19 protein-coding genes are annotated in these 23,184 nt (G+C 73.0%); 6 read left to right on the top strand and 13 right to left on the bottom strand.

The window, feature by feature from the left end; translation table 11 throughout:
• Positions 1-47: 47 nt before the first annotated feature.
• From ACSBPG_RS09340 to ACSBPG_RS09330, 3 genes are all read right to left on the bottom strand, one after another.
• Complete coding sequence (locus ACSBPG_RS09340) at positions 48-3,635, bottom strand: M10 family metallopeptidase C-terminal domain-containing protein (protein ID WP_435536876.1); 3,588 nt, start codon at positions 3,633-3,635, stop codon at positions 48-50.
• 312 nt (positions 3,636-3,947) lie between these two features.
• A complete protein-coding gene (locus ACSBPG_RS09335; protein ID WP_435536875.1) occupies positions 3,948-5,822 on the bottom strand; it encodes a tetratricopeptide repeat protein in 1,875 nt (624 codons plus the stop codon).
• Between the two features lie 375 nt (positions 5,823-6,197).
• Entirely contained in the window at positions 6,198-6,962 is a 765-nt protein-coding gene (locus ACSBPG_RS09330; protein WP_435536874.1) for a lysophospholipid acyltransferase family protein, read from the bottom strand.
• A gap of 260 nt (positions 6,963-7,222) precedes the next feature.
• Here ACSBPG_RS09330 and ACSBPG_RS09325 point away from each other — a divergent pair, with 260 nt between their 5' ends.
• The 3 genes from ACSBPG_RS09325 to ACSBPG_RS09315 all read left to right on the top strand — a co-directional run bounded on the left by ACSBPG_RS09325 (position 7,223) and on the right by ACSBPG_RS09315 (position 8,134).
• The gene (locus ACSBPG_RS09325) at positions 7,223-7,432 is read left to right on the top strand and encodes a cold-shock protein (RefSeq protein ID WP_435536873.1); all 210 of its coding nucleotides are present in this window, start codon (positions 7,223-7,225) and stop codon (positions 7,430-7,432) included.
• Between the two features lie 85 nt (positions 7,433-7,517).
• Positions 7,518-7,667, top strand: a complete 150-nt coding sequence (locus ACSBPG_RS09320) for a hypothetical protein (RefSeq protein WP_435536872.1) — start codon at positions 7,518-7,520, stop codon at positions 7,665-7,667.
• Positions 7,668-7,888: 221 nt separating this feature from the next.
• Positions 7,889-8,134 (top strand): hypothetical protein, encoded by a 246-nt coding sequence (locus tag ACSBPG_RS09315; RefSeq protein WP_435536871.1) that lies wholly within the window; start codon positions 7,889-7,891, stop codon positions 8,132-8,134.
• 16 nt (positions 8,135-8,150) lie between these two features.
• Here ACSBPG_RS09315 and ACSBPG_RS09310 read toward each other — a convergent pair whose 3' ends face one another.
• The 4 genes from ACSBPG_RS09310 to xylF all read right to left on the bottom strand — a co-directional run bounded on the left by ACSBPG_RS09310 (position 8,151) and on the right by xylF (position 12,336).
• Positions 8,151-9,170, bottom strand: a complete 1,020-nt coding sequence (locus ACSBPG_RS09310) for an aldose epimerase family protein (RefSeq protein WP_435536870.1) — start codon at positions 9,168-9,170, stop codon at positions 8,151-8,153.
• Complete coding sequence (locus tag ACSBPG_RS09305) at positions 9,167-9,967, bottom strand: ATP-binding cassette domain-containing protein (RefSeq protein ID WP_435536869.1); 801 nt, start codon at positions 9,965-9,967, stop codon at positions 9,167-9,169. The genes ACSBPG_RS09310 and ACSBPG_RS09305 overlap by 4 nt, the downstream gene beginning before the upstream one ends.
• Position 9,968: 1 nt before the next feature.
• Positions 9,969-11,195: a sugar ABC transporter permease gene (locus ACSBPG_RS09300; RefSeq protein WP_435536868.1), complete on the bottom strand. Its 1,227-nt coding sequence runs from the start codon at positions 11,193-11,195 to the stop codon at positions 9,969-9,971.
• A gap of 91 nt (positions 11,196-11,286) precedes the next feature.
• Entirely contained in the window at positions 11,287-12,336 is a 1,050-nt protein-coding gene (gene xylF / locus ACSBPG_RS09295; protein ID WP_435536867.1) for a D-xylose ABC transporter substrate-binding protein, read from the bottom strand.
• 449 nt (positions 12,337-12,785) lie between these two features.
• Between xylF and ACSBPG_RS09290 the strand changes: the two genes are divergently transcribed.
• The 3 genes from ACSBPG_RS09290 (at position 12,786) to ACSBPG_RS09280 (ending at position 15,564) form a co-directional block, all read left to right on the top strand.
• Positions 12,786-13,358 (top strand): PepSY domain-containing protein, encoded by a 573-nt coding sequence (locus ACSBPG_RS09290; protein ID WP_435536866.1) that lies wholly within the window; start codon positions 12,786-12,788, stop codon positions 13,356-13,358.
• Between the two features lie 85 nt (positions 13,359-13,443).
• On the top strand, positions 13,444-14,121 hold the full coding sequence (locus tag ACSBPG_RS09285) for a winged helix-turn-helix domain-containing protein (protein WP_435536865.1): 678 nt from the start codon (positions 13,444-13,446) through the stop codon (positions 14,119-14,121).
• Between the two features lie 15 nt (positions 14,122-14,136).
• Positions 14,137-15,564 (top strand): ATP-binding protein, encoded by a 1,428-nt coding sequence (locus ACSBPG_RS09280; RefSeq protein ID WP_435536864.1) that lies wholly within the window; start codon positions 14,137-14,139, stop codon positions 15,562-15,564.
• Here ACSBPG_RS09280 and ACSBPG_RS09275 read toward each other — a convergent pair.
• The 6 genes from ACSBPG_RS09275 to dctP form a co-directional block, all read right to left on the bottom strand.
• Positions 15,503-16,138 carry a DsbA family protein gene (locus ACSBPG_RS09275; RefSeq protein ID WP_435536863.1) on the bottom strand — a complete coding sequence of 212 codons (636 nt, stop codon included), beginning with the start codon at positions 16,136-16,138 and terminating at the stop codon, positions 15,503-15,505. The two genes, ACSBPG_RS09280 and ACSBPG_RS09275, sit on opposite strands and share 62 nt — an antisense overlap.
• Positions 16,139-16,223: 85 nt before the next feature.
• A complete protein-coding gene (locus ACSBPG_RS09270; protein WP_435536862.1) occupies positions 16,224-17,537 on the bottom strand; it encodes an agenet domain-containing protein in 1,314 nt (437 codons plus the stop codon).
• Between the two features lie 104 nt (positions 17,538-17,641).
• Complete coding sequence (locus ACSBPG_RS09265; protein ID WP_435536861.1) at positions 17,642-19,231, bottom strand: replication initiation protein; 1,590 nt, start codon at positions 19,229-19,231, stop codon at positions 17,642-17,644.
• Between the two features lie 886 nt (positions 19,232-20,117).
• Positions 20,118-21,434 carry a TRAP transporter large permease gene (locus ACSBPG_RS09260; protein ID WP_435536860.1) on the bottom strand — a complete coding sequence of 439 codons (1,317 nt, stop codon included), beginning with the start codon at positions 21,432-21,434 and terminating at the stop codon, positions 20,118-20,120.
• Complete coding sequence (locus ACSBPG_RS09255) at positions 21,434-21,988, bottom strand: TRAP transporter small permease (RefSeq protein ID WP_435536859.1); 555 nt, start codon at positions 21,986-21,988, stop codon at positions 21,434-21,436. The genes ACSBPG_RS09260 and ACSBPG_RS09255 overlap by 1 nt, the downstream gene beginning before the upstream one ends.
• Positions 21,989-22,141: 153 nt before the next feature.
• On the bottom strand, positions 22,142-23,140 hold the full coding sequence (dctP, locus tag ACSBPG_RS09250) for a TRAP transporter substrate-binding protein DctP (RefSeq protein WP_435536858.1): 999 nt from the start codon (positions 23,138-23,140) through the stop codon (positions 22,142-22,144).
• Positions 23,141-23,184 lie beyond the last annotated feature (44 nt).

Below are 23,184 nucleotides of genomic sequence, written 5' to 3'. Positions count from 1 at the left end.
AAAGGCGCCGTCCCGCGCCGCGCTGCGCTGCAGCGGCGCGGGACGGGCTATCCCGGCGCGCCGAGGACGACGACGTCGGCGGCGGCGAGGGTGCGAACGTTCAAGGTGGCGATGGCGACCGCCGCCCCGGCCCCCGCACCGTCGGCGTCGAACGACAGAACGCCGCTGGCGGTGTCGAAGACGAACCAGTCGTCGGCGTCGCCCGGCCGGTCCAGGGCGAAATTGCCGACCGCCACGGCACCGGCCGGAAGGGCACCGAAATTCGGGCCGACGATGGCGACGCGATCCTCGCCCGCGGTGAAGTCCGCGATCACGTCCACCCCGGCGCCCGGCGCGCCGATGACGAACAGGTCCGCGCCCAGCCCGCCGTACAGGGTGTCCGTCCCGAGATTGCCGGCGAGCTCGTCGTCGCCCTGACCACCGAACAGGACGTCGTCCCCCTGCCCGCCGAACAGGGTGTCGCCGCCGCGGTTGCCGTACAGCGCGTCGTGGCCCCGGTTGCCGTAGACGAGGTCGCCGTCCTGGCCGCCGAAGACGGTGTCGCGATCCTGGCCGCCGAACAGGGTGTCCGCCCCCTGGTTGCCGTACAGCAGATCGTCCTGCTGGTTGCCGTAGAGGACGTCGGCGCCGACGCCGCCGGTGACGGTGTCGAAGCCGGTGTCCCCATAGAGCACGTCGTCGCCGCCTTCGGAGCCGACGACGTCGTCGCCGCCGCCGCCGTTCAAGGTGTCGTCGTCGGCCCCGAGCACGATGCGCTGCGCCGCGCCGTCGCCGACCACGTGCTGGGACCCGGCGCCGCCGCCGAGCTGCACGGCGCCGACGATCACCGCGAAACCGACGTCGTCCAAGTTGAGAATTGTGCCGGCCGGCAGGGCGCGGGCGTCGACGACGATCGCCTCGCCGCCGGCGCCGCCACCGGTGATGGTGAGCGGCGTGCCCGGTGCCGCGCCATCGACCGTCGGGGTCACCGTGCGCACGGTCAGGGTCGCGCCGGCCGGCAGCGTCGCGGCGAAGGCGGTGATCGCCGCCGTGAGGGTCGCCCCCTCGGCCGGGTCCGCCGCCAGCGCGGTCACCGCCGTGGTCAGGGTCTGCGCCGCCTCGGCCGGATTCTGCGGGTTCTGCGGTCCCGACGCGGCGAGACCGACCCCCGCCGGCACGGCGGCGTTGAGCACACCCGTGCCCGTGCCGCCCAGGCTCACCGCGATCGGCGTCGGCGAGGTCGGCGGCGTGATCGACACCGACACGGTCGGCGTGCCGCCGACGGTGGCGAGCGTCGTCCGCACGGTGGCGCCGCCGACGGTTTCCGTCCGCGTGCTGCCGTCGCCGCCGCCTTGCTCGCCGCCGCTCTGCGGGGGCGGGGGCGGGGGCGGGGGCGGCGGCACGTAGACGATCGCGCCGTCCGACAGCGCGAAGGAATCGACGCCGTAGGTGCCGCCCAGGGTCACGCTCAGCTCGGCGGCATCGGCGACGCCGTCGGTGTCGATGAAGAGGGTGGTGACGCCGCCCACCGTGCCGACCTGCAGCGCGTCGGCGGCGACGAGCGTTCCGTCGCCGGCGCTCACCGGTCCGACGAGGGTGTGGCCGGCCACCCGGACGGCGTCGCCGGCGCCGAAATCGGCCAGCGTGTCGCCGCCGTCGCCGGCCGCGGCGAAGAGGAAGAGGTCGTCGCCGGCACCGCCGGACAGGGTGTCGGCGCCGCCGCCGCCGGACAGCGTGTCGTTCCCGGCACCGCCGAGGACGAGGTCGGCATCGGCCCCGCCGTCGAGCGCGTCGGCGTCGGCCCCGCCGTCCAGCGTGTCGGCGCCGGCGCCGCCGGAGAGGACGTCGGCACCGGAACCGCCCGCCAGGAGGTTGGCACCGCCGTCGCCGGTCACGCTGTCGGCGAAGACGGAGCCGACCACGTTCTCGATGCCGACCAGCGTGTCGCCGGCGGCATCGCCGCCGCTGGCGGTCGCCAGATCGGTCGCCACCGCGGCCGCCGAGGCCGCGTAGTCCGCCGTGTCGATCCCGGCGCCGCCGACCAGGGAATCGCTGCCGGCGCCGCCCGCCAGCGTGTCGTCGCCGTCGCCGCCCTCCAGCGTGTCGTCCCCGCCGTCGCCGGACAGGCGGTCGCCGCCGCCGCCGCCGGACAGCCGGTTGGCGGCGCCGTCGCCGGTGAGAACGTCGGCGAAGGCGGAGCCGGCCAGGTTCTCCACACCGCCCAGCGTGTCGCCGGCGGCGTCGCCGCCCGATCCGGCCGCCAGCCCCGCCACCACGGCGGCGGTGGCGGCGCCGTAGTCGGCGGTGTCGCTACCGGCCCCGCCGTCCAGCGCATCGTTCCCGGCGCCGCCGGCCAGCGTGTCGTCGCCGTCGCCGCCGGACAGCACGTCGTCGCCAGCACCGCCGACCAGCGAATCGCCGCCACCACCGCCATACAGCGTGTTGGCGCCGGCGTCGCCGGCGAGGGTGTCGGCATGGGCCGAACCGACCAGGTTCTCGACGCCGCTCAGGACGTCGCCCGCGGCCTCCCCACCGCCGCCGCCGGCCAGACCGGCCGTCACGCCGGCGCCGGCGGCGCCGTAGTCCGCGGTGTCGATCCCGGCCCCGCCGGACAGGGTGTCGGCGCCGGCGCCGCCGGACAGCACGTCGTCGCCATCGCCGCCGACCAGACTGTCGGCGCCGCCGTTGCCCCACAGCAGGTTGTCGGCGAGGTTGCCGACGATCGTGTCGGCGCCGCTGCCGCCCCGGGCGTTCTCGATCAGCGACCGCGGGTCGCCCTCGTGGAGGTAGGGGTTCGCCAGGTTGGCGTCCGCCAGCACGTCGCCATCGAGGGCCGCGTATTGCCCGCCCAAGTCGGACCAGGCGCCCGGCTCCAGATTGATCGACAGATCGGTGGTGTAGCTCGCGAAGCTGTAGATATCGGTGCCGCCGCCGTCCCAGAGCGTCTGCAGAATGACGGCCGTCGCAGGGTTGAAGGTGTAAACGGTGTCGCCGGCGTTGGTGCTCCAGTTCGCGCCGTAGAGATGCTGGAGCGCGGCGATGTCGTTGAGCATCGGCCCGTACGGATAGCTGCCGTCCAGTATCGAGTATCCGCTCATCGGCCCACCGCGGAAGCTGCGGTAGCTCATCACCGAGACTTCGACGGAATCCTCCGCCGCGGCGGCGGCCGGAAACCCGTTCACCGCGTCGTGCGGGTGCTTCAGACCGAGGGCGTGGCCGATCTCGTGAAGCACCGTGAAATAGGAGTAGCCGCCGGTGCCCAGCGCGCCGGGGTTTATCGCCGAGCCGAGTTGGACGTCGCCGCCTTCGGGCTGATCGGAGGGGAAATCGAGGACCCGGGCGGTGAGATTGCTCCCGTCCTGGTACCAGTAGATCCGCAGGTCGCCGCCGCCCGGCTCGGCCGCTTCGGTGAAGGTCAGGCCGGACACCCTGCTCCAGAGCTCCAAAATCCCTTCGATCATCTGTTGCTGGTCCGACGTCAGCGCGCCGAAGTACGACGAGTCGAGTGGACCGGCCGACGCGTAGTCCGACACGTCGCCCACCGACGTGGGAAAGCTGTAGGTCAGCGTCGTCGTGCTCCACTTCGTGCCGTAGAGCGTCGTGTCGATTTCCGTGTCGCCGGAGCTGACAACGGTCACAGCCGTGGCGCCAGACATGCCACCTTCCCTTCCGTACTTCGGTTTGCCGCGCCAGAGGTGCCGGGGTCGGCATCGAATTGCCGACCTGTCATTCGACGCACGGCCCCTTGCTGCCCTCGACTTCGCCGGAGGGGGGACGCTGATCCACTATAGATAGGGTTGCCCTTACTACAGCAATGTAAGCTTGTAAACGCCGGGCGTGCGGCCGCGGGTGATCGCCCCGGGGTGCCGGTCCCGCCCCGGGCGACGGCGGCCGTGCGGGACCGTTACCGTTCGTGAACGGAATCGTCGACGCCGGACGACCGTCGCCCGACTCCGACGACCAGCTCCTCAAAGCAGCCGCAGCTCCGCCGCCACCCGGTCGACGACCGGGCCCCAGTCGCCGGGCGCCGCCTGGTGGAACAGCCGCATGGTCGGGTACCAGGGGCTGTCCTCGCGGTTGTCGAGCCAACGCCAGCAGGCGTCGAAGCGCGACAGCACCCACACCGGCCGTCCCAGCCCGCCGGCCAGATGGCACATCGAGGTGTCCACCGTGATCACGAGGTCGAGCTGTTCGACCAGCGCGGCGGTGTCGGCGAAGTCGCCCACCTCGTCCATCCAGTCGGTCAGCCGCAGCCCCGCCGGCGGCATCTGGCGGGCCGCCTCGCCCTTCTGCAGGCTGTAGAAGGCGACGCCCGGGACGGCGGCCAAAGGCGCCAGGGCCGCCAGCGGCAGGCTGCGCCGGCGGTCGACGGCGTTGGCCTTGAAGTCGTCCGGGCGCGGCTCGCCGGCCCACACCAGCCCGACCTTCAGGCGCTCCTCCCCGGCGAGCCGGTCCCGCCACTTCGGGCGATCGGCCGCGACGGCGCGCAGATAGGGGGCGGCCGGGACACTGTCGAGCCGCGTGCCGACGAGGCCGGGCACGCTCATCAGCGGGGCGCACAGGTCGGCCGACGGCGGCGGCTCGCCGAAGCCGGTCACCGTCGCCACGCCGGGCATGCGGGCCAGCAGGCGCTTCAGGCCGGGCTGGACGTGCAGCGCGACGCGCCCGCCCATCGCCGCCAGCAGCGGGGCGTAGCGGGCGAAGTGCAGGGTGTCGCCATGCCCCTGCTCGGCGGTCAGCAGGATGGTCCGCCCGGCCAGCGGGCTGCCGTCCCAGGCCGGGGCGTGGTCGGGAAACGCCGCCCCGGCCATGCGCCAGCGCGCCTCGTACAGCGGCCAGCCGCGGGCGAAATCGCCGAGCGCCAGCAGCGTCATCGACAGGTTGAAGCGGGCGACGTCGCTCGCCGGGTCGACGCGCAGGGCGCGCCCGCCCCAGGCGCGGGCCTCGCGAAGCCGGCGCAGGCTGTGCGCCATCAGGCCGGCGTTGATCAGGTTGGTCGGGCGGTCGGGCGCCAGGGCCAGGGCCCGCCGGGCGAGCGCGTCGGCGCGCCCGAGATCGCCGTGCAGCAGCCAGAGCTGGGAGTCGGTGGCGTCGGCTTCCGACGCGGCGGGATCGATCCGGCGGATGCGCCGGGTGAGCGCCAGCGCGCCGTCGGCGTCGCCCAGGCGCGTCGACACGCCGGCGAGGCCGCCCCAATGGGCGGGGTCGGCGGGAGCCAGCGCCAGCGCCCGGCGCAGGCCGGACGCCGCGGCGGCGTGCCGGCCCTCCTCGCACAGCGCGAAGCCGAGGGCGGCCTGCATGGCGGGGTCCCGTGGGGCCAGCAGCGCGGCGCGGCGCATCATGCGGCAGGCGGCGTCGGCCCGGTTCCGGCCGTGCGCCAGCATGCCCAGGGCGTGCCACGCGGCGGGCAGGCCGGGATCGAGCGCCGCCGCCCGCGCGAGGCCGCGCGCGGCGGCGCCCTTCCGCCCCGCGGCCTTGTGGAGGATGGCGAGCGCGGCCGTCGCCTTGGCGTGGTCGGGACGCAGGCGCAGCGCCCGCCCGAACGCCACCCCCGCCTGCTGCGGACGCCCGGCCAGACGCAGGGCTTCGCCCAGGTTGTGCAGCGCCGCGGCCCGCTCCGGCTCCAGCAGCATCAGCCGCGCGAAGCAGCGCGCCGCCACCCGCGGCCGGCCGTCGCCCAGCGCCAGGCCGCCGAGCCGCAGCCAGGCCTCGCCGACCGTGCCGTCGGCCGCCAGGACGCCGCGCAAGAGGCGTTCGGCTTCGCCGGCCGCCCCCTCCCGCGCCAGTCGGACGGCGGCCCTCACCGCAGCGGCGATCGTCTCGGGAGCCGGGTTGGCGCTCATGGCGGCACGCGTCGGGCAGGGGAAGGCGGCCGAACTTGTCGGTTGCGCGGCTCGCGATGTCAACATCGCTGCCGCACGCGGGCCGGATGGGGCGACGGGGGCCGCGGCCGTCCGCGTTCGCGACGACCCTGTCGGAACGGGCGTCCCCGTTCAGCGATCCTCTGTGAACGATCATTTTGCGGGGGCGCTGCGCATCTTAATCCGGTACCGGGTTTCTCGTCCCGGTGAGGGCGGCCATGATTCCCGGAGGCCGCCGGTGCGGCCGTCGGTTGGTCTCCCGCCGGAAAGCCGGGCCATGCCAGGACGGGCAGCGCGGGTGCAGGTCTCGCCCCACGGGCCGCAGCCGCCCGCGTCCGTTTCTTCCGCCCGGCGGCGTCAGCGCCGCGCCAGCAGCTCGTGCCGCAGCGCCGCCGACGCCTCGTCCAGGCGCTGCTGCAGGATGGCGGTGAACTCGTCGCCGCCGAGGCCCGGCGGGATCGGCGGCAGGAACTGGATCAGGACGACGCCCGGCCGCACCGATCGCGCGCCGCGCGGCCAGTGGCTGCCGGAATTGAGGGCCACCGGCACCACCGGCACCTTCAGCGACTTGTAGAGCGCCGCCACGCCCGGCCGGTGCGGCGCCGACGAACCGGGCGCCACCCGCGTGCCTTCGGGGAAGATCAGGATCGGCCGGTTCTCGGCCGCCGCCGCCCGGGCCCCGCGCAGCAGGCCCTTGAGCGCGCTGGCCCCCGACCCGCGATCCACCGGGATCATGCCGGCGCGCACCAGGAAGCGCCCCCACAGGGGCACCCGCAGCAGCTCGCGCTTGACGACGATCGCCGGATCCTCCAGCAGCAGCGGGAAGCGGAAGGTCTCCCAGGCCGCCTCGTGGCGCGAGGCGACCACGCAGGCCCCGGGCGGCAGGTGCTCCAGGCCGCGCACCTCGGCGCGCAGGCCGAGGAACACCGCCTCCAGCCAGACGGTGACCCGGCAGAAGACGCGGACCGACCGGGCCGCCCAGATCCGCGGCATCACCAGGGCGGGCGCGCACACCAGGCAGACGAGGGAGGACGCCGCCACGAAGGCGACGCGGAACGCCGCGAGGCGCATCGCGCCCCACGGCCCATGCACCTGAACGGCATCCATGCTTTCGGTGGGCATGCAGGATTCCTGGCGATCGCCGCCCCCGCGCGCAAGCCCCATCTTGCCGTCGGCGGATTCTTTTGCTGCAGCGGCGGATTCGGCCGCGCCCCCGGAGCCGGCCCTTGCGCAGCGCGCCGGCGGTCCCCATCTTCATGCAGTCGAAGTTGCTCTGGGCCATTCGATTTCCGGTCTCACGCGGTGGGCCCGGGTCCTTTCCCCAAGTGAATTTGATGCCCCCCACATGTCGTGCGGGGCCACGCCAGCGAGGGGAACGACCCATGGCTATCGGTACCGTCAAGTGGTTCAACACCACCAAGGGTTTTGGCTTCATCCAGCCGGAGGACGGCTCGGCCGACGTCTTCGTCCACATCTCCGCCGTCGAGCGCGCCGGCATCGGCAACCTCAACGAGGGTCAGAAGCTCTCCTACGAGGCGGTGCGCGACCCGCGCAAGGGCAAGGTCGCCGCCGAGAACCTGCGCGCGCTCTGACCGCTCCGCCGATCCGGCCAGCAGGGGGCGGCTTCGGCCGCCCTTTTGTTTTTCAGCCCTTCACCGCCGTCACGACAGGATGCCCATGACCGACATCATCCCTCCCGCCGCGGGACCGTCGCGCCCACCGCGCCAGGACCTCGCCGCCGCCGCACCGCCCGGACCGCGCGCCCCGGAATGGCCGCGCCTCACCCGCAGCGAGGTGCGTCGGATCGTTCTCGACGTCCTGGGCTGAGGCGGGCGCCCTTGAAGGCACCCCCCACCCCAGGCCCGGCCGACCCGTGGACGCGCGCCGCCTACCGCAGCGGCGAGCTGGCGGCGCTCGGAGGATCGCCGCGCTCGGCCAACCCGCACCCCACGGGAAGCCGGTCGGCGCGGAGCTGGTCCGACGGCTGGCGCGCCCGCACGACACCGGCCCGGACACGCGTTCCCAGCCGCCAACACAGCGAGGCCGACATGACTCTCCTGGAAAAGCTGCCCGAGATGGCCGACGACGCGCTGCAGACGCTGAGCGCGAACGCCGAGCGGCTCGCCGCCTCGGGAACGCCCAAGCAGATGAAGGACGCCCAGGCGGCACTTCCGGCCATCCACGCCGAGCTTGCCACGCGCCGCGAGCGCAAGGCGGCGGAGGCGCCGCGCCGCACCACCACCGGCCGCAAGACGGTGAAAACCGCCAAGGCCAAAGCCAAGGCCGACGTCTGACCGGAACGGCCGGCGCTCAGGCCGGCGCGACGGCGAACAGCCGCAGCACCATGAGGTGCTCGTAGATCTCCCCCGGGTCCAGGCGCACCGACGGGAAGTCCGGGCGGTTGGGCGAGTCCGGGAAGGCCTGGGTTTCCAGCGCCAGCCCGGCGAACGGGCGGTAGCGCGCACCGCCCTTGCCCGGCACGGCGTCGCCGAGCTTGCCGCCGGCGTAGAGCTGGAGCCCCGGCGCCGTCGTGGCGATCTCCAGGCCGCGGCCCGAGACGGGGTCGACCACCCGCACCCGCGGCCGCGCCGGGTCGGGGCCGCCGTTGAGCACCCAATTGTGGTCGAAGCCGCCGGGCACGCCGGCCATGGCGTCCCCCAGCGCCACCGGGATGCGCAGGTCGAAGGGCGTGCCGGCGACCGGCGCCGGTGCGCCGGTCGGGATCAGCGTGGCGTCCACCGGCGTGTAGCGGTCGGCGTCCACCCGGACCACGTGGCCCAGCACGTCGCCCGAGCCGTGGCCGCCCAGGTTCCAGTAGGAGTGGTGGACCAGGTTGAGCACCGTCGGCCGGTCGGTGGTGCCGCGCATGGTGATGCGCACGGTGCCGTCGCCGCCCAGCGCGTAGGTCGCCTCGACCTCCACCGCGCCGGGATAGCCCTCGTCGCCGTCGGCGGAGCGGTGGCGGAAGCGCACCGCGTCGGCCTGCCCGTCCGGCTCCGGCTCGGCCGTCCAGACCGCGCGGTCGAAGCCGCGCACGCCGCCGTGCAGATGGTTGGGCGGGTCGTTGCGCGCCAGCGCGTGGCGGATCCCGTCGAGGGTGAAGGCGCCGCCGGCGATGCGGTTGCCGTAGCGCCCGCAGATCGCCCCCATGTAGGCGTCGGAGCGGGCGTAGCCGGCCGCGTCGTCGAACCCCAGGACGACGTCGGCCGTCCGCCCGGCGGCGTCGGGCGCGTGCAGCTCGGCCAGCCGCGCGCCGAACGGCAGCAGCACCGCGCTCAGGCCGCCGGCCTCGATGCGCAGGCGCCCGTCGGGCAGGACGGCGACACTCACACCACCGTCTCCCCGGTGATCGGGTTGCGGCCGAGGATGATCATGCCGAGCAGGTCGTCCTTGGTGACGTCCTTGGTGCGCACCACCCCCACCAGCTTGCCGTTCTTCATCACCGCGCAGCGGTCGGCGAGGTCGTAGACGTCGTGGATGTCGTGGCTGATCAGGAAGATGCCGATCCCCTCGGCCTTGAGCTGCTTGATCAGGTCGGCGACCATGCGCGTCTCCGCCGGCCCCAGCGCCGCCGTCGGCTCGTCCATGATGAGGATGCGGGCGTTGAAGTGGATGGCCCGCGCGATCGCCACGGACTGGCGCTGGCCGCCCGACAGCGACTGCACCGGCGTCGTCAGGTTGCGGAAGTTGGGGTTGAGGCGCTGCATCACCTGGCGCGTCTCCGCCGCCATCCGCTCGTCGTCGAGCGTGCCCCAGGAGGTCATCAGCTCGCGCCCGAGGAACAGGTTGCCGGCGGCGTCGATGTTCTCGGCCAGCGCCAGGGTCTGGTAGATGGTCTCGATGCCGTAGCGCTTGGCGTCGCGCGGGTTGGCGATGTCGGCGCGCTCGCCGCTGATGAAGATCTCGCCGGATTCGCCCTGGTAGGCGCCCGAGAGCATCTTGATCAGCGTCGACTTGCCGGCGCCGTTGTGGCCGAGCAGCCCGACCACCTCGCCGGGATAGAGGTCGACCGAGACGTCGTCGACCGCCCGCACCCCGCCGAAGCGGATCGACATGTGGCGCATGGCGACCAGCGGCGTGCCCCGCTCCCCGGTGCCCGCGGCCGCGGCTTCTGTGGCGACGGTCATGTCAGAACCTCTTGCGGCGGTAGGACTGGTCGAGCCAGACGGCGAGGATCAGCACCATGCCGATGACGACGTTCTGCATCGGGCTGGGCAGGCCCAGCAGCACCATGCCCGACTGCAGGCTCTGCATGGTCAGCGCCCCCAGCACGGCGCCGAAGACGGTGCCGATGCCGCCGGCCAGCGAGGTGCCGCCGATCACCGCGGCGGCGATCACGCGCAGCTCGTCCAGCTCGCCGGTGGCGTTGAGGCCGGCCCTCAGGCGCGCCGTGGCGATGGCGGCGCCGACCGCCACCAGCAGGGCCATGACGACGAAGACCCACACCGTCGTGCGGCGCACGTCGATGCCCGACAGGGCCGCCGCCTCCGGGTTGCCGCCGATGGCGAAGACGTAGCGGCCGAAGCGCGTGCGGTTGGCGACGAAGGTCATCACCAGCGTGACCGCGATGACGATCAGCACCGGCACCGGGATGCCCATGGGCAGGCCGGTGCGCGGCTGGAGATAGGCGTTCATCACCACGACGAAGCCGATCACCGGCACGACCTGGGCCAGCAGCACCAGCGTCTCCGCCCACAGCGGCCGCACCGCGAAGCCGAAGCGCTCGCGGCGCCGGCGCATGTGCACGGTGCGCACGCACAGCAGCGCCACCGCGACGGCGCCGAGCACCCACGACCAGAAGGCGCCGATGGAGCCCTGGAAGCCGCCGCCGATCAGCTCGAACGTCGGGTTGAGCGGCGCCACCGTCTGGCCGCTGGTCATCCACCACGCCAGCCCGCGGTAGATCAGCAGGCCGGCCAGGGTGACGATGAAGGCCGGCACCCCGCGGTAGGCGACCCACCAGCCCTGGAAGGCGCCGATCACCGCGGCGAGGCCGCCGGCGAACAGCATGGCCAGGAGCCAGCCGTAGGCGCTGTCGACGGGAAAGACGCGGGTCTGGACCACCGCCATCACCATGCCGACCAGCCCGAGGAGGGAGCCGACCGACAGGTCGATGTTGCGGGTGACGATGACCAGCACCATCCCGGTCGCCATGGTGGCGACCGAGGAGGTCTGCACCGCCAGGTTCCACAGGTTCCGCGGGGTCAGGAACAGGCCGCCGGTGACGAGGTCGAAGACGACCCAGATGGCGGCGAGCGCGCCGACCATCGCCAGCATGCGGGTGTCGAGTTCGAGAGTGCCGAACAGGTTGCGGGAGGGGCCCCTGGCCTCCGCCCGGTTGGTGACGACGGCCATGGCCGCTCCCTCGTCGCGCGTCGGGGAATGGAAGCGTTCCGCCCCCCTGCCGAGGCGCACGGGCCTCGGCAGGGGGGCGGCAGCCGGCGGCTTACTTGCAGGCCGGCGGCGCCTTGGCGGCGTCGACGCCCTGGCAGACCACGTCCTTCGACACCCAGCCCGCTTCGATGATGGTGCCCAGGTTGTCCTTGGTGATCGGCACCGGCTTCAGCAGGATGGCGTCCAACTCGACCTTGTTGGGGCCGTTGGCGAACTTCGTGGCACCCTTGACCTCGTTCAGCTTGGTGCCCTTGGAGAGCTGCACCGCGATGTCGGCGGCCGTCTTGCCGAGCTCGCGCGAATCCTTCCAGACGCTGACCGTCTGCAGGCCGCGGGCGATGCGGTTCAGCGCCGCATGGTCGGCGTCCTGGCCGGAGACGGGGATGCCGGCCATGCCCTGGGCCGACAGCGCGGCGACGGCGCCGCCCGCCGTTCCGTCGTTGGAGGCGACCACCGCGTCGACCTTGTTGTTGGCGGCGGTGAGGATCTGCTCCATGTTGCGCTGGGCGTTGGCCGGCAGCCAGCCGTCGGTGTACTGCTCGCCGGCCACCTTGATGTCGCCCGCCTTGATGGCCGGCTCCAGCACTTCCATCTGGCCGGAGAACAGGAAGTCGGCGTTCGGGTCCTGCGGCGAGCCCTTGATGAAGACGTAATTGCCCTTGGGCTGGACCTTCTGGACCTCGCGGGCCTGCATGCGCCCGACCTCCTTGTTGTCGAAGGTCAGGTAGAAGACGCCGGGCACCTCGATGAGGCGGTCATAGCCGACCACCGGCACGCCGGCCCCGGTCGCCTGATCGACCGCCGGGCGGATCGCCTCGGCGTCCTGGGCGAGGATGATGAGGGCGTTGGCGCCGCGCGCCATCAGCGCCTCGACGTCGGAGAGCTGCTTGGCCGCCGAGCTCTGCGCGTCGGCGCTGACGTACTGGCAGCCCAGCTCCTGCAGGCGGGCCTTGATGGCCGCCTCGTCGGTCTTCCAGCGCTCCTCCTGGAAGTTCGACCAGCTCACGCCGACGACGCAGTTCTGCGCGGCGGCGGGCGCCGCGCCGGCGAACGATGCGGCGGAAATCACGGCCCCCGCGAGGGCCACGGACAGGGTCTTCATGACGTTTTCCTCCCTACACCACCGGACGGTCCCGAGGGGTGGTCCGCCGCCCGCCCGTCGGGTGGCGGCGGCGCTATTAGTTAGCCCCTCGAACATATCCCGATGCGGACTTCGGATCAACCGGTTCCGACACCGGTGCACCGTTCCACAAGAGGTCGAGTGGGAAGGCCGGTTTGCGCCGGCCGGGTCGCGACGGACGACCGGCCGCCGCACCTTCTGGGTGCGGCGGCCGGCTCCGCCATTCGGCATAGTAGCGCAGAACGCGAATCCCCCATCCGCGATCGTCGGTTCCGGGCGTGCGGCATAGTGTCCCCGGCGGCCGCGGCCGGCCGGCCCCGCCGCATGGAGGAAATCAAATGTTGCGCCAAGGCGGCCTCCATGCGGCGCCACCAGATGGGTGGTCATCGACGACCGCAACACAAACCGCAACACAAGGGGAGACCGACCACATGCGCACCCGTTTCCATGCCCTGGCCCTGGCCGCCGCGATCCTTCTGCCGGCGGGCACGGCCGCCGTCGCCCAGCAGCCGGCCGCCACCGCGCCGGCCGCCTCGCCGGCCGCCGGGCCGGCCGCCGCTCCAGCCGCCGATGTCGGCCTGGCCAAGGCCATCGAGGCGGCCCGCGGCGCCTTCGACGGCCGCGTCATCGAGGCCGAGCGCGAGATGAGGGACGGCCGTTTCGTCTACGAGATCGACCTGGTGAAGGGGGGCGACGTCCACCGCGCCATCGTCGACGCCCAGTCCGGCACCGTCGGATCGGTGGACAAGCGGATGCTGGCCAGCACCTGGCGCGGCTGGTTCGGCGACGACCACCGCGCCGCCGTGGAGTCGCTGTCCACCGACCTCGGGGCGCGACTCGCCGAGGTCGAGCGGCAGACCGGCGGCCGCGCCCACGAGCTCTCGCTGGAGGAGGAGGGCGGCCGGCTGTTCTACGAGGTCGAGGTGATCACCCCCACCGGCGACCGCGACGTGCTGGTCGACGCCGCCTCCGGGGAGATCCTGATGGGCGAGCTGGACGACTGACGGCGCGCCGCCGGCGGACCGGCTGCACTCCGGTGCGTCCGGTCCCATATGGTAGGCTCCGCTCCCCGGAACGCCGAGAGACCCGATGCGTGTGCTGCTGATCGAGGACGACCCGCGCGTGGCCCGCCACGTGGCCAAGGGCCTCGGCGAGGCCGGGCACCGGGTCGACCATCTGGCCGACGGGCGGGAGGGGCTCTACCGGGTGGCGGCGGAGCGCTACGACGCGGTGGTCCTCGACCGCATGCTGCCCAACGTCGACGGGCTGACCATCCTGCAGACCATGCGCGCCGCCGGCGACCGCACGCCGGTGCTGATCCTCAGCGCGCTCGGCGAGGTCGACGAGCGCGTGCGCGGGCTGCGCGCCGGCGGCGACGACTATCTCGTCAAGCCCTTCGCTCTGTCGGAGCTGACCGCCCGCCTCGACGCCCTGCAGCGGCGCTCCGCCCCGGAGGGCGCCCCCACCCGCCTGGCCGTCGCCGACCTGGAGATGGACCTGCTGGGCCGGCAGGTGCAGCGCGGCGGCCGACGCGTCGACCTCAGCCCGCGCGAGTTCCGCATCCTCGAGCACCTGCTGCGCCACGCCGGGCAGGTGGTCACCCGCAGCATGCTGCTGGAGGCCGTCTGGGACTATCATTTCGACCCGCAGACCAACATCATCGACCAGCACGTCAGCCGGCTGCGCCAGAAGGTCGACCGCGATTTCCCGACCCCGCTGATCCACACCGTGCGCGGCGTCGGCTACGTGCTGCGCGGCCCGGGCTGACGGGCCGGTCGGACCATGGCCGCGTTGCGCATCCTGCACAGCCTGACCTTCCGGCTGGCGCTCGGCTACCTGGCGCTGTTCACGGTGTCGGTGGCGCTGCTGCTGGGCGGCACCTACTGGGCGGTGGTGTACGATCCCCTGCGCCGGGTGCGCGCCACCCTGGCGGCGGAGACGGCGACCCTCGACGGCGTGCTCGGCGACATGGCGGTGCTGGCCGCCCGGCTCGCCGCCCGCGCCGACACGCCGGCCGAGCGCCGGCCGTTCCACGCCCTGGTGGCCGGGGACGGCACGGTGGTGAGCGCCAACCTGCCGCGCTGGCCGCACCGCCGGCCCGGCGAGTCCTGGCTGCGCTTCGAGCTGGAGGACTTCTCCGAATCCGACGACGACGAGTACGAGATCCTCGCCCACGACGTGCCCCTGCCCGGCGGCGGCCGGCTGCTGCTGGGCCGCGACACCGAGGACATCGACGAGCGCGAGGAGCTGATCGGCCAGGCCCTCGCCTGGGGCACCGGGGTGACGGTCTCCCTCGGCCTGGTCGGCGGCCTGCTGATGAGCCTGGCGGTGGCCCGCCGCATCGAGGCGGTCAACCGGGCCGCCCGGCTGGTGATGGACGGCGACCTCTCGGGACGGGTTCCGGTGCGCGGCGCCGACGACGACTTCGACCATCTCGCCGACACGCTGAACGCCATGCTCGACCGCATCGAGGCGCTGGTGCAGTCGGTGAGCCGCGTCTCCGACAGCATCGCCCACGAGCTGCGCACCCCGCTGACCCGCCTGCACGCCGACCTGGAGGAGCTGGTGCTGGCCCACGACGGCGACCCCGTCCGGCGCCGCCTGGCCGAAGAGGCGCTGGAGGAGACCGTGCGCCTGCACGCCACCTTCGACGCCCTGCTGCGGATCGCCCGCATCGAGACGGGACGCCACACGGTCGCCGGCCGGCCGGTCGCCCTGGCGACCCTGCTGGAGGACGCCGCCGAGCTGCACGCGCCGGCGGCGGAGGAGCGGGACCAGCGCATCGCCGTCGCCGCCGATCCCGGCCTCGGCGGTTGGGGCGACCCCGACCTGCTGTTCCAGGCCGTGTCGAACCTGCTGGACAACGCCATCAAGTACGGTCCGCGCGGCGGCCTGGTGGAGGTCGCCGGGCGGCGGTGCGGCGGCACGGTCGAGATCGCCGTGCGCGACGCCGGTCCCGGCATCCCCGCCGAGCACCGCGCCCGCGCCACCGAGCGCTTCTACCGCGTCCCCGGCAGCGAGGCGGTGGCCGGCACCGGCCTCGGCCTGAGCCTGGTCGCCGCCATCGCCGCCGCCCACGGCGGCGCGCTGCGGCTGGAGGACGGGGCCCCCGGCCTGCGCGCCGTGCTGCGGCTGCCCGGCGGCCCCGTCACCCCAGCCAGCGCTCCAGCACCGGCAGGAGGCGCTCCGCCGGCTGGTAGCCGCGGGTGACCGCGGCGTAGCGGTTGCCGGCGCCGTCGCCGGCGAGCAGGGTCGGGAAGCCGGCGACGCCGGAGCGCTGGGCGATCCCGTAGTCGCGCCAGGTCTCCTGCTTGGCCTCCTCGCCATGGAACGCCTCCAGGAAGGCGTCGCGCGCCGCCCCGGCCGGGGCGGCGAGCTCGGCCAGCACCGCCGCGTCGGTGACGTCGCGGTTGCCGGCGTAGAACGCCTCCTGGATGCGGCTGAGGCACTCCAGCCCGGCGTCCTGGCCGCCGCGGCGGGCCACCACGACGGCGCGGGCCGCCGGATCGGTGTCGTAGACGAAGCCGTCCCGCTCGAAGAAGGCGAAATCGAAGGGCTGGCCGGAGGCCTCGTGCACGTGCTGCCAGTGGCCGCGGACGTCGGCCTTGGCCGCCGCGTCCATCGGCTTGTCCGTACCCGGCCGCAGGCCGCCCATCAGGACGCGGACCGGCAGGGCGTCGGCGAAGCGGGCGCGGATCGCCGCGATCACCGGCGCGAAGCCCCAGCACCAGGAGCACATGGGGTCGGCGACGTAGACGAGGTGCGGTCCACTCGGCGCGTTCATCGAAAGCCCTCCGGAATCGGCGTCCTGCGGAAGATGGGCGCCGGCGCCGCGGTTGCCCAGGCCGCCGGCCGTCGGCGGGCGGCCGTCAGCGCAGGGCGCGCAGCCGGCCGAGCGGCAGGGGCTCGTCCTCGTAGTCCGCGTCGTCGTAGCGCACGCGGCAGCGCCTGGCGCTGCCCTTGACGATGGTGGCGGGGTACCACACCCCGTCCTCCTCGGCGACCACGGCGAGGCCCGGCCGGCAGGCGGCGACCGGCACGCCCGGGCCGGCGGCGGCCCAGGGCCGCATGCGGTCGGGGCCGACCACCTCGTCCTCGGCGGCGGAGTAGCCGTCGAAGCGCACGCTGCAGGTGCCCGGCCGCCGGCCCGGCGCGCGCGCCGTCGCCGGGTACCACGCCCCGTCGGAAAGGACGAAGAAGCGGGCGCGCACCGGACAGCCGTCCACCGGCGCCGCGGCCGCCGGCGGTTGCGGCGGCGCCACGGCGGCTCCCGTCGGCGTCCCCGCGGCCGTCCCGGCGGTCGCCGTTTCGCCGACGAAGCGGGCGGCCGGAAACACCGAGGCGATCCAGGGGCCGAGCCCGGAGACCCGGGCGAACCAGGAGGTGTCGCCGTAGCCGGCGTTGCCGTCGCCCGAGGTGTTGATGCCGACGACGGCCCACCGCCCCTCCACCGGCATCCAGGCGGAGCCGCCGCTGTCGCCGGAGCCGAGCAGCCCGGACAGCGGCGGCACCGCCTCCCCCTCGCCCTCGCGCGGCAGGACGATCGAGAGATGGTTGCCGGGATCCTCGGCCGAGCGGCGCAGCGGCGCCGCGTCCCGCACCACGCCCTGGGCGGCGGCCTTGGCGGAGCCGCGGTGGAACCGCTCGTCCTCGCCGGTCGAGCCGATGCCGCGCATCCCGAAGCCGACGAAGGTGATGGTCCGTCCCCGCTCCGCCGTGCCGGCGTACAGCGGCGGCGGCGGGCCGGCGTCGGTCACCGGGCGGACCAGCCGCACCACGGCGGCGTCCATCCCGGTGCGGTCCTCCTCGGGATCGTAGCCCGGGTGGATCCACACGCGGTCGGCGGCGAGCACGGTGCCCCCGTCGGTGCGGAACAGCACCTCCTCGGCGGCCGCCTCGTCGAACAGATGGGCCGAGGTCAGCGCGTAGCCGTGGCCGCCGTCGTTGCCGATCCAGGTGGCCGAGCCGTCGCCCCACACCGTCCCGCCGTCGTAGGACAGCGCCATCAGCGCGCGGAACTGCGGCTCGCCGGCCAGCCGCAGGTGGGCGCCGAAGCCGTCGGCCTCGCGGCCCGGGGCGCCGCCCTCGGCGCGCCAGGTGCTGTCGAGGATGACGACCGCCGGCACCGCCCGCGGCGCCAGCGCGGCGACCGCAACGGCCACAAGCCACACCGGCACGCGCATGCGACGATCCCCCCGGCCGCTGAACGCCCCACTCTAGGCACGGCAACCGGGATCGCGCCAGAGGCGGGCGCGGCGGCGCCGGGCCGGCCGAAGGGAGGCCCGCCCTACCGTCCGGCCCGCAGCCAGCCCTTCTTCTGGCCGAGGAACCAGCCGTAGAACGGCCATTCCGTCTGGGCGTGGTCGGGGCCCAGGCGGCGGAAGCGGTCGAGGGTCTCCGGGCCGGGCGGGCCGCTGGTCTCGAACTCGGCCAGGAGATCCGCGCGCTCGTCCTCGTCCAGCGCGGCGAAGCGGGCGCGCAGGGCCGCCACCGCCATGCGGTGGTCGCCCTCGCCGTCGGCCGGCGCGGGCGCCGCGGCGGTCTCGATGTCGCCGCTGGCGGCGTAGTCGTCGCGCAGCGCCGCCTTGAGGTACGCCTTGCCGAGCTTGCGGCCGCCGCGGCCGCGCTGCGCGCGCACGTACTCGACGTTGGCGGCGAGGCGGCGCGCGTCGTGCTCGCCCACCGCCTTGGCGGCCTCCGCCTCGGTGAAGCCGAACTCCTGGCGCAGGCAGTCGAGCCAGGGGCGCTTGGCCTCCTCCACGTCGGCGCCGATGGCGGCGGCGCGGGCGGCGAACTCGCCCGGCGTGCTGGTGCCCTTGAGGCAGCTGCGGACGTAGGCGTTCTTGTTCTGCGGCTTGTAGCCCGCCTTGAAGTCGGCCTCGCAGAGGCGGATCACCTCCTCCACCCGGGCCAGGCCGATCTTCTCGATGTATTCGACCGCCGCGGCCTTGTTGATGTTGTAGCTGGACAGGCGGCGCACGACGTGGCCGCGCTCGGCGTCGTTGCGCTTCTCCAGCATGGCCTGGCGGAACAGCTCGGGCAGGGTGTGGGCGTCCAGCGCCAGGGAGAACTGGAACTCCCGCTTGCGCGTCACCGTGAACTCGATGCCGTAGGCGGCGCGGTTCTGGCGCAAGGTCTTGGTGGCGACCTGGATGTCGGAGGCCTGGGAGATCTCGTCCACCGCCGGCTTGAGGACGTAGCGGTTGAGGTCGGCGAAGACGGGATAGCGGTCGGGGCCGACCCCGAGCAGGATGCGCAGGTCGGCGACGCGGATGATCTCGGTGGGCGCCGGCTTGTCGGGGTTGCGCTGCAGGGTGCGCTGCAGCACCTCGTAGAGCTTCTGGCTGTACTGGAAGGTGAAGGCGCGCTGGGTCACCAGGTTGATGTTGGTGACCAGCCGCTTCTCCCGCATGATCTGGTGGATGCGCGGGTTCAGGCGGTACTTTATGAAGCCGCGCTCGGGCACCATGCCGTCCTTGGAGCGCACACGGTAGGCGTACTCGCTGAGGAAGGTGGTGGCGGTGACCGTCATCTCGCCCTCGGGATCGACGTCGGTCTCCACCTCGGCCTCGCCGTCGCCGTCCATCTCCGGGTCGCGCTCGCCCGGCCACACCAGCTTGCCCCAGGTGATCTTGGTCAGCAGCAGCTCGTCCAGCACGCGCTCCAGGAACTGCGTGTTGTGGGAGTTCTCCGCCCCCAGCAGCAGCCGCACGTCGCGCACCGGGATGCGGCGCACGGTGTTCTCCTCGCTGGGGTTCAGCTGCTCGTTCAGCAGGATGGCGTTGACCAGGTAGGCCGCCGCCATGGAGACGTAGTTCGGGCTGTTGATCAGGTCGTCGGGCTTGCCCAGCTCGATCCGGCTGATCTCCGTCTTCATGGTCGCTGCTGCCTCCGGTCGCGTCGCGGGGTTCACCCCGGCCCATTGTCGGGCGGCGGGCCGCCCAGTCAAGCCCTAACCATGGAATCGCGATTCCACCTTTCGAATCGCGAATCCGCTCGTCCCGCTGCACGCCGGGGTGGGCCAACCATGGAAGACGGTGGGAAAGGGGGGCGGCGGCGGAAAGGGGACAAAGATGGAAAACGGTGGGAATGCGACTCCGAGTCCCCACCGCCGCCCGGTCTCCCCGCCGACCCGGACTCTCCGCCTGGAATCAAGCTTTTGCGCGCGTTTCACGACGTTTCACGGAAACATCGGCGGACAACCGCGGGGTGCGCGGCCGGGCCTGCGCGTCCCACGGGTTTCCATGTTTGCCGGGCGTTCCCACCGCTTTCCACATTTCGCCGCGGCCCGGCGGCCGGCCGTTCCCACCGGCTTCCATATTTGGCGGCCGCCCGACTCCCCTGCGGATCCGCCGCCGCCGCCGCCGCCCGTCCGCTTCCCACGGGCTTCCACATTTGGCCGGTTCCGGCCGCCGAATCGCCGGATCCCCCGAGTCTCCCACGGCGTTCCACAGTTCCTTCCCACCGCTTTCCATGTTTCGTTCCGTTTCCCACCGGCTTCCAGAATCCATTCCCATGCTCTTCCACCGGCGTCCCCCGGCGTTTCCCCGCCCGTTCCAGAAATGGCCGGACGCCATTCCCATGGGGCTCCACCTTTGCCGCCCGCAGTCCCACGGACTTCCATCCCCCATGTTCCACATATCAACGATTCCAAATACTTGTAAGGCGGTGCGCCACCGCTTTGAGAGAATATGGTCAGATTGAATCAGACTCACATATCTCTCGCCCGGGCGGACCGGCTCGGCTAGAACAGGACGGCGGTCTCACAGCGCAGGGCCCATCACCGCGTCCGGCAGCCAGGTCGCCAGGCCGGGGAACAGGCAGAGGAGGAGGATCGACAGGATCATGCAGCCGACGTAGGGCAGAGCGCCGCGCATCACCGTCTGCAGCGGCACGTCGCGGGCGATGCCGTTGATGACGTAGAGGTTGAGGCCGACCGGCGGGGTGATCAGCCCGACCTCCATGTTGATGGTCAGCACGACGCCGAACCAGACGGGATCGAAGCCGGCGGCGGTGACGATCGGCATCAGGATGGGCGCCGTCATCAGGATGATGGCGGCCGGCGGCAGGAAGCAGCCCGCCGCCAGCAGGAACAGGTTGATGAAGGCCATCAGCACCCAGCGGTTGACCTCCAGGGCGGCGATCCACTCCGCCAGCGACTGCGTCAGGTAGAGCGAGGTCAGCATGTAGCCGAAGAGGATCGAGGTGCCGATGATCATCAGGATCATCACCGATTCGCGCGTGGTGTCGCGGAAGATCGCGGCGATGTCGCGCAGGCGCCACATGCGGTAGAGCACGACCGCCAGCACGACGCAGAACAGGGCGCCGACGCCGGCCGCCTCCGACGGCGTCGCCACCCCGCCGTAGAGCGCCCACATCACCGCGGCGACGATGGCGAGGAAGGGCAGCACCTTGGGCAGCGATTCGAACTTCTCGCGCCAGGAGTAGCGGAAGCCGGCGGCGTAGGGGCTGAAGCCGGAGCGGCGCACCGCGAACCAGGTCCAGGCCATGAACAGCGCCGTCAGCAGCACCCCCGGCACCGCGCCGGCCAGGAACAGGCGGCCGATCGAGGTCTCGGTGGCGATGCCGTAGAGGATGAAGGTCAGGCTCGGCGGGATGAGGATGCCGAGCGTGCCGCCGGCGGCGATGGAGCCGGTGGCGATGGCGTCGGGATAGCCGCGCCGGCGCATCTCGGGGATGCCCATCTTGCCGATGGCGGCGCAGGTCGCCGGCGAGGAGCCGGTCAGCGCCGCGAAGATCGAGCAGGCGCCGAGGTTGGAGATGACGAGGCCGCCGGGCACCCGGTAGAGCCAGCGGTCGAGCGCCTCGTAGAGGTCCTTGCCGGCGCGCGAGGAGGCCACCGCCGCGCCCATCAGCACGAACATGGGGATCGACACCAGGGTGAAGTCGTCGAGGCCGCCGAAGAAGCTCTCGGCCAGCAGGTCGATGCTGTCGATCCCCTCGAAGGCGATCAGCGCCCCCACCGAGACCAGCCCCAGCGCGAAGGCCACCGGCATGCCGGTCATCAGCACGGCGAGGGTGGCGAGGAGGACCGTCAGGCCCGTGGCGAGCGCGCCCATCAGCGGGCCTCCGCGTGCAGCGGCGGGGCGGCCCGCCCGTCGCCGTCGCCGTGCGGCAGGTCGAACGGCAGCGCCCGGCCGGTGAGCAGGCCGGCGATGTCGGCCACGTACTGCAGGCACAGGATGCCCATGCCGAGCGGCAGGGCGGCGTAGGGGATCCACAGGGGCACCCGCCAGACGGTCTCGGAATGCCAGTTCCCGGCCCACGCCTCGTGCCACAGCCGGGCCCCCTGGACGGTCAGCAGCAGGCAGAAGGCGAGCGCCCCGGCCGCGGCCGCCAGCGCCAGCCAGAAGCGGGCGCGGCGGCCGGCGTGGAGCGCCACGATGTCCATGTTCACGTGGCCGCGGTGCAGCGCCACGTAGGGGCTGCCGATCAGGGTCGCGGCGACCAGCGCGTAGGTGACGAACTCGGTCTGCCAGATCGTCGGCGCGCCGAAGACGTAGCGCGACGCCACCATGTGGCTGACGACCAGCACCGACACCGCGATGAGAAGGGCCGCGACGACGCCGCACAGGCGCGACACCGTCGCCACGGCCCGGATGAAGACAGTCATGTGGTTCGGTTCCCAGAATGCCGGATGGCGGCGTGGTCGCGGCGGTCCCCCACCCGACCCTCCCCCACTGCGCGGGAGAGGGCCTGTTCCTCCCCCGTCGAAGATGGGGGAGGTTAGGAGGGGGGCCGACTCAGCCACGCCTCCTGTCTTGCCTCACTTCACCGCCAGGGCCTTGTCCAGCAGCTCCTTGCCGCCCTTCACCTCGTCGGCGAAGGCCTTGTAGGAGGTCTCCGCCGCCAGCTTGCGCCAGGCGTCGGCCTGCGGCTCGGTCATGTAGACGATCTCCACCCCGGCCTTGGTGAAGCGGTCGACCATCTCCTTGTCCGACTCCTCGGCCTTGCGGTAGCCGTAGTCCTCCGCCTTCTTGGCCGCCGCCATCAGGGCGTCGCGCTGCTCGGGCTTCAGGGAGTCGAAGGTCTTCTTCGACATCAGCAGCGGCTCGTACATGAACCACAGGGCGTGCTCGCCGGGCGGCGTCATGCACTTGACCTGCTCGTGCAGGCGGTAGGAGGAGAAGCTCTCCGACGAGGTGTTGGCACCGTCGAGCACGCCGGTCTGCATCGCCGTGTAGATCTCCGACGACGGCATGGAGGCGAGCGACGCGCCGGCCCCGGCCAGCATCTTCTCGAACATCGGGCCGGCGGCGCGCATCACCTGGCCCTTGGCGTCGTCGGGCTCGAGGATGCAGGTCTTCTTCGAGGCGAAGCCGCCGGCCAGCCAGCCGTCGGCGATGACGACGATGCCGGCGTCCTCGACGATCTTCTTGATGTCGGCCATGAAGGGCGAGGCGGAGAGGCGCCTGGCGTGCTCGTGGTTCTTCACCAGGCCCGGCATCAGGGTGGCGCTGAACTCCGGGTTCTTGCCGGCGGCGTAGTCCAGCGGGAACAGCGCGATGTCGATCTGCCCCTTGGCCAGCGCGTTCCACTGGTCGCGCGGCTTCACCAGCGAGGAGCCGGGGAAGATCTTGACGTCGAGGTCGACGCCGGCGGCGGCCACCTCCTTGGCGATCATCTGGATCATCTCGTCGCGGAAGTCGCCGGTGCCGCTCGGCCACTGGTGCGAGGCCTTCAGGGTGGCGGCGGCGGCCGGGACCGCGCCGAGGCCGACGATAAGTGCCGCGGCGGCGAGCCGGCCGGCGAAGCGTGCATGCATGTCCGTTTCCTCCCTTTCGTTGTCGTCCCTATCCCCGGACGCCG

This window comes from Azospirillum sp. ST 5-10 (assembly GCF_051225715.1).
Lineage (GTDB): Bacteria > Pseudomonadota > Alphaproteobacteria > Azospirillales > Azospirillaceae > Azospirillum.
The sequence above is the reverse complement of the archived record's forward strand: the minus strand, read 5'-3'. Positions and strand labels throughout refer to the sequence as shown.